Raw genomic sequence first — 5,940 nt, forward strand, 5'->3', positions numbered from 1 at the left:
GGCGATCGTCCCACGGATATTTCGTTTGGCATTGGTCCCCGTCTCAACGCAGTTAGCCGCATTCAAGGCGATGCCCACTTCTGCGTTGAACTGTTGACGAGCCGCGACACCCACCTTTGCACCCATTTAGCCGATGCGACTGAGTTAGCAAACGCCCGCCGCAAAGCGCTGCAAGCCGATGTGCTGCGACAGGTTCAGGCGAAACTAGCCCAGCTTGATTTGTCCACCGCTCACGCGATCGTGCTGGCAGACGAGCAGTGGCAGCCGGGGGTGCTGGGTTTAGTTGCTGGACAGATTGCCCAGGAGCATGGGCGACCCACGATTTTGCTCAGCATCGAGGGACCGATCGCCCGTGGCTCGGCGCGGTCGACCAATCAAATCGACCTGTACCAGTTAGTAAAGGATCAAGAGCACCTGCTGCATCGCTTTGGCGGACATCCTTATGCAGCAGGCTTGAGCCTGCCTGTGGAAAATCTGCCGCTGTTTCGCGATGCGGTGAATCAAGGAATGGCACAGCGATCGAGCACAATCCCCGCGCCACTGCTACCCGTCGATCTTGCCGTGACGGTGTCGGAGCTGGGCAAGCCGCTATTTCAAGCGTTGAAGCTGCTGGAACCGTGCGGCATGGGCAATCCGGTTCCCAGGCTGCTGATTCAAGATTGCTGGTTTCAACAGGTCTGGAACAAAAAGATTCAGGATTGGAAAGGGCGGCAGGTGCAGTACATCAAGACAGAGTTTGAACTGTGGGATGAGTCTGCATCAGAAGGGTTTGCGGGAGTTTGGTGGGGGCACTACAAGGAGGATCTGCCTCAGGGACGCTGCGATGTCGTTGTGGAGCTAGACAGCAACAGCTTTAAGCGACGCTATGAAGTGCGGTTGATTGCAGTGCGTCCGTCGGCAACCGTGCAGGAGCGGGATCAGACGGAGACGATTTTGGACTGGCGAGGGCAGGCAGAACCACACGGTGAGTTTGCGGAGGTTTTGCAGGTTCAGCGGTGTCCAGGAAGCTGGGCAGAGTTGCAGGTGTGGGTCCGACGATCGCGCCTAGAACGACGACCGCTGGCGATCTCGTACTCGGCTCCACCGCTGACGAATGTCCAGGAAACCTGGCAAACGCTCGTCGGCATTGCAAAGTATCTCAGTCGCACAGGATACACGGCAACGCGGCAGCAGCTATTGAACAAGCTGGGAATTGGCGATCGGGCGCTGCAACTGGGCATCCAGTCATTGAACTCCCTTGGGTTTTCCCTCGACTATGCAGAGAACGCCTTCCACGTGACTTGGCAGGAGCGTCAGCCAGATGCAGAATTCGGGCAGTTCGTTGATCGTTTTTTTAATGCCGTCAGAGAAGAACAGTTCCGACGACAATACTTCTACCAAGTGCCGCTGGCGACGATTCAAGCGATCACGCAGCGGACGCCAATTGACGCATGAGAGGTGGGGATGAAACGAGTTTGGTTGGTCGGCGTGGGATTAGGACTGACGCTGATAGGAGGGCGAGTGCAGGCGCTTCCAGGTCAGACGGCTAAAGAGGCTGCTCTGTGGATTCGGACGCACCCGACATTGCAGCCCGCCCCCTATGAAACCCTGCTGGTTCGTAAAAGCCATACGCCTGCCCAGCGATTTACGTTTCAAGCTTCCCTCATGCCGGTAGGTAGAGCATCTGCACCTCAAGGCGTCATTCGAGCTGAAGAGTTCTCCTTGACGAATCTGGTTCGTGGGGTCAGTCGCGGTCGTCTCGAAGAAGCGCTGCGCATTATCTACGGACCGATCGTCCATCAAGACTATCGTCAGGCAACCCTCGTCTACACCTATCCAGATCGCGACAGTGGGATGCAGGGCGAGGTGCGCGAGGGCGATCGCTATGCCTACTGGCTAGAGATCGCCAAACGACCCGATGGATTTGCCTACATGGGCAAAGTCACGGTGTTTCTACGAGACGATTTGCCTAAGCTAGAGGCTGAATTGCGCCGCCCATAGCGGCAGTCTGCCGCGTTCCCAGAAAGATTTGCCGGACGCCAGCAGCAATGCGCCCTAAGTCTTCATCGAGCAGCGGGGGCCACGCGACTCCTGATCGTCGCCCCAGATCGAACTGTTGCCGACTTTCGCTTGCCAGCAGATAGAGCGAACACGCTAATTCTCGCTCTATTTCCGTAGCAGATTGTAGGCGATCGTCTACAACCTTTAGCGCCAGCAAAATGGTGGTTATTTGACCGGGAATGGGTGGAACTTTCTGCCTCAGGCGGCACAGGAGATCATCCGGCTCAGCTGCCATTCCCTGACAGATTAGTAAGTGACGAGCAGTTTGGTAATTCACACGCAAAATGGGATCACGGCGGTACCGTTATACTCCAATTTTGCTCATCAGGACTCTGCCGTTCGAGAGGCAGAAAACAGCCCCAGTAGCGGACCCAGAATTGCGCCAAAAACAAACCCGCCTGCGTGCGCCCAGTAAGCAACACCGCCGCCTTCCATACCAATATTTGCAGGGGCTTCCAAACTGGCAACGCCGTAAAATGCCTGCTGCAAAAACCAGAAGCCCAGAAAGAAAACTGCTGGAATCCGAACGGTGGTAATGAAGATAAACAGCGGAATTAGCGTCAACACTTCGGCTTTCGGGAAGCGGAGAATATATGCTCCCATGACACCTGCGATCGCACCGCTTGCCCCTAGCGAGGGCACTGCCGAGCCAGACGAGAAAAACCACTGTGTTAGCGCTGCCAACGCACCACAAGCAAGATAGAAGATTAAATACTTGACATGTCCCAAGCGATCTTCAACGTTGTTGCCAAAAATCCAAAGGAACAGCATATTTCCAGCCACGTGCAGAAAGCCGCCGTGTAAGAACTGCGAACTAAATAGAGTGATCCATTCAGGAAGCGGTTGATTGGGTAGCGTTCCAGAAAGACTGGCGGTCAATTCTCTTGGAACGACTGCCCAAACTCGGAAAAACTGCTCTAGCTGATCTGGCGTTAAGCTCAATTCGTATAGAAATACTAGAACGTTCGCTGCAATCAGCGCGTAGGTAACGTAAGGCGTAATCGTAACTGGATTGTTGTCACGAAGAGGAACCACTAAATTTTCCTTTGAATCGGTTAACAGGAATATACCGAATCCTAGAGGAAATGCACGTTGATCTGGAGACAGATTTTGTTCAAGTTGCTCTGTACACAAAAAACCCCTCTGCATCTAGAGGGGAAATAGTTGACTTAAATGAGTTGGGATAGACGTTTACCAGCCTTTTTCAGCCTGTCCTAAGACATAGGAAGCGACATCCTCGATCTGAGTTTCACTCAGACGGTGTCCAAAAGCAGGCATCGCATTCTTTCCCTTTATAATCTGAGTCCTGATGGCTTCTAAAGAATCCATGCTGTACTTCTCTAGCGCCTCTTTTTTCAGCGTCTTGTTTGCAATGATGACGTTACTGCCGCCCATGTGGCAAGCTGAACAGTTTGCAGTGAACAGCTTCGCACCACTGACCAAATTAGCCGATCGAGCAGATGGAGTGAAGGCGGTAGCAACGAAAACAATCGTCAGCAAAACAATAGCTAACAATTTTCTCAACGGGGTTCTCCTCATAGCGAAGGTGGGCACATAAACAAGACCACGCGCAAGCGATCGCTCAAGGCGTCTTTAATAGCTCAGCAAAACGAGGAGAACCTGAAGCAATTAACCGTTAGTCGATTAAGAGATTCAACCGAGTGATTAACCCTCAACAGTGATTTTACCAACCATGCCCGCACTACGGTGAGGAGCACAGTAGTAGCTGTACTCACCGGGTGCTAAATCTTTGGGAACGGTTAGCTCAATCTCTTTACCGGGGGTCATTTCCAGAGCAGGGTGAGATAGCGACTTCGCTAGCGCTTTGTCCTGACCCGGAATGGTCTTGTCATCGAACACCACATTGTGAGGAGGCACTTTGTTGATCACCCACTTTACCGTGTCACCAGGCTTAACGGTAACGTTGGCAGGCTGAAACACCAGCATTCCATTGTCACCGCCCATCTTAACGGTGACGGTGTCTGCCGATGCAGGGGCGATCGACAATGCAAAGCTGCCAACCACGAGTAGCGCGGTGAACAGCATCACGTAAAAGCTTTTCGTAACCGAAGCAAGCAGTTTCATAGCGTTTGTGAAAAATATGTCTACTCTTCAGATCTTAGACCAAATCTTTGACAAGCTGTCAAACTTCTCAAAGGGTTTCTCTTACTGGTCTTGAAAGGTTTCTTTACCCCAACCCGGCGCGGTTTGCGCTGCACGGAGAATAAATCCGGCTAAATTCTCGATTTGTGCCTGCGAGAGCCAGCTTTCCGGCACTTCCCGACACCATACCGTTTCTTCGCTGCCATCGTAGGTCATCGGCTGGCGTAGGTAAGTGACGAGTCCGGCGATCGTGTCACGTCGTGGCGTTGCGCCCTTTAAGTCTGACAGCGACAGAGATACCGTTGGGTCAGGTAGCGTTGCGCCTCCCACATGGCAGTTCAAGCAGTTTCGCTCGAACAACTGTTTACCCGCCGACAGCTCCTCCAAGGAAAACAAGCGCGTGTCTCCCTGGTGGTCCATCTCAAGCGGAACTGGCTCTGTTACCTTCAAATAGCGCGTCACGTAGGAATCGACCGCTGCCCACGCAGGTTGGCTAAACGGTATCCAGAGTAAGCAGAGAAGCAAAGCCAAAATCAGCAAGCGTGAAGCCAAGCGGTGCAGCATTAACAAACCGGATAAACAATAGTAGCTAACAGCAATTAGCTAATCGCTGTTAGCTATCTTCAAGCGACTGACGTTGCCCTACTCAGGAGCACGGATTCAACTAAGTAGGATACTTGCTGTCAGAGACCGACAGGATGCTACCCCACAAAATCTGCTCCTTTAATTCACTATCTTTAGTAGTAGATCTTGCCGCCGCCCCACTTGGCGCCCACCACTTTCGGCTGAAGCAGGATGTGTCCCGCGATCGCCACCAGATCGTCCTTAGTCAGGTTCCGCATTTCTGGGTACGTGTCTTTGCTCTTGAGGCTGGGGTGCATTTCCGCGATCGACTCAGCTCCATCGTAGCTAGTGGGGTCTTCCATGTAGTCCACCAGCGAATCAATGCTGTTGCGCGGCGGCGTTGCTAACGATAGCGCTTCGGGGTCTAAACCCACATTCGGATCGGTTTTAGTAACACCGCCAGCATGGCACTGAGCGCAGGCGTACTGAAACAGGCGCTTGCCTTCTTTTACCTGCTTCAAGCTGAGGGTAAGGGGATCGCCAGATTCATTCAGCGGGACCGTGCGCGTTCCGGCGTCAAGTTCAGCCGCCGCGACACTGCCAACCAACATCTGAAAGGCGAAAAATACAGTGGCTACCGCGAGCCAAATGTATCTTTTAAGCATGGTTCTCCTTGGGTGATTCGGGTATATCGATTTTTATGGACGGTTGACTCAATCGACGAAACCTGGATACTGCGATCGGGAAAGCGTCACGCCAAGTTAGTTCCAGCTTCGGCAAACCCCATAGTGGCTACGCCATCCAGTTGGATTGAGTTTTTTCGATACCAATATCATGCCACTGAGCGTGCCCTTTCCCAAGCGAATTCACTGGCTGCCTTTCCACCCGTGAAGTCGTTGCTCTGAGAGAAATTTGGAGAGTGGGGATCAGATAGGAATTCAAAATTTCGAAATTCGAAATTTTGAATTCCTCTACCGACTAGTCGGGTCTTACCGCGCTGAACGATCGCACCGTAGGCAACTGGGACACGGGCAGTGGAGACGCGGTCGGCACAGGTTGGTGCAGGCGGATCAGCTGTGCCAGCGTTTTTTTCAACTGCGTGCGCGGCACAATTGCGTCTACGAAGCCGTGCTGCAGCAAATACTCGGCGGTTTGGAAGCCATCAGGGAGTTTTTCGTGCAGGGTTTGCTCGACCACGCGACGTCCGGCAAACCCGATCGTCGCTTTCGGCTC

The 5,940-nt window shown here is 53.0% G+C and carries 8 protein-coding genes and 1 pseudogene; 2 read left to right on the plus strand and 7 right to left on the minus strand.

The features are described 5' to 3' along the window. Together H6F43_RS15225 and H6F43_RS15230 are read left to right on the plus strand one after the other, a co-directional pair. The coding region (locus H6F43_RS15225; protein WP_242025649.1) for a DHHA1 domain-containing protein at positions 1 to 1,434 on the plus strand (1,434 nt) is incomplete at its 5' end. Positions 1,435 to 1,443: 9 nt separating this feature from the next. After that, positions 1,444 to 1,980, plus strand: a complete 537-nt coding sequence (locus tag H6F43_RS15230) for a hypothetical protein (protein ID WP_190343581.1) — start codon at positions 1,444 to 1,446, stop codon at positions 1,978 to 1,980. On the opposite strand, the gene H6F43_RS15235 is transcribed toward H6F43_RS15230, so the two are convergent. From H6F43_RS15235 to H6F43_RS15265, 7 genes and pseudogenes are all read right to left on the minus strand, one after another. Beyond that, complete coding sequence (locus H6F43_RS15235; protein WP_190343582.1) at positions 1,949 to 2,317, minus strand: Dethiobiotin synthetase; 369 nt, start codon at positions 2,315 to 2,317, stop codon at positions 1,949 to 1,951. The genes H6F43_RS15230 and H6F43_RS15235 overlap by 32 nt on opposite strands. 47 nt (positions 2,318 to 2,364) lie before the next feature. Continuing rightward, positions 2,365 to 3,075: a rhomboid family intramembrane serine protease gene (locus H6F43_RS15240; protein WP_190343583.1), complete on the minus strand. Its 711-nt coding sequence runs from the start codon at positions 3,073 to 3,075 to the stop codon at positions 2,365 to 2,367. 156 nt (positions 3,076 to 3,231) lie between these two features. Next, a complete protein-coding gene (gene petJ / locus H6F43_RS15245; RefSeq protein ID WP_199290373.1) occupies positions 3,232 to 3,564 on the minus strand; it encodes a cytochrome c6 PetJ in 333 nt (110 codons plus the stop codon). 141 nt (positions 3,565 to 3,705) lie between these two features. Continuing rightward, on the minus strand, positions 3,706 to 4,125 hold the full coding sequence (petE, locus tag H6F43_RS15250; protein WP_190343584.1) for a plastocyanin: 420 nt from the start codon (positions 4,123 to 4,125) through the stop codon (positions 3,706 to 3,708). Positions 4,126 to 4,206: 81 nt separating this feature from the next. Then, the gene (gene psbV2, locus H6F43_RS15255) at positions 4,207 to 4,707 is read right to left on the minus strand and encodes a photosystem II cytochrome PsbV2 (RefSeq protein WP_190343585.1); all 501 of its coding nucleotides are present in this window, start codon (positions 4,705 to 4,707) and stop codon (positions 4,207 to 4,209) included. A gap of 173 nt (positions 4,708 to 4,880) precedes the next feature. After that, positions 4,881 to 5,372, minus strand: coding sequence for a photosystem II cytochrome c-550 (gene psbV / locus H6F43_RS15260; protein ID WP_190343586.1), 492 nt, complete (start codon positions 5,370 to 5,372; stop codon positions 4,881 to 4,883). A 313-nt stretch (positions 5,373 to 5,685) separates the two neighbouring features. Then, positions 5,686 to 5,940, minus strand: a pseudogene (locus tag H6F43_RS15265) (acetyl-CoA carboxylase carboxyl transferase subunit beta); the annotation flags it as partial.

This window comes from Leptolyngbya sp. FACHB-36, from assembly GCF_014695955.1.
Classification (GTDB): domain Bacteria; phylum Cyanobacteriota; class Cyanobacteriia; order Leptolyngbyales; family Leptolyngbyaceae; genus FACHB-36.

Coding starts and splice junctions, on each gene's coding strand:
- psbV (WP_190343586.1), bottom strand. CDS start 5,372: ATGCTTAAAAGATACATTTGGCTCGCGGTAGCCACTGTATTTTTCGCC.
- psbV2 (WP_190343585.1), bottom strand. CDS start 4,707: ATGCTGCACCGCTTGGCTTCACGCTTGCTGATTTTGGCTTTGCTTCTC.
- H6F43_RS15230 (WP_190343581.1), top strand. CDS start 1,444: ATGAAACGAGTTTGGTTGGTCGGCGTGGGATTAGGACTGACGCTGATA.
- petE (WP_190343584.1), bottom strand. CDS start 4,125: ATGAAACTGCTTGCTTCGGTTACGAAAAGCTTTTACGTGATGCTGTTC.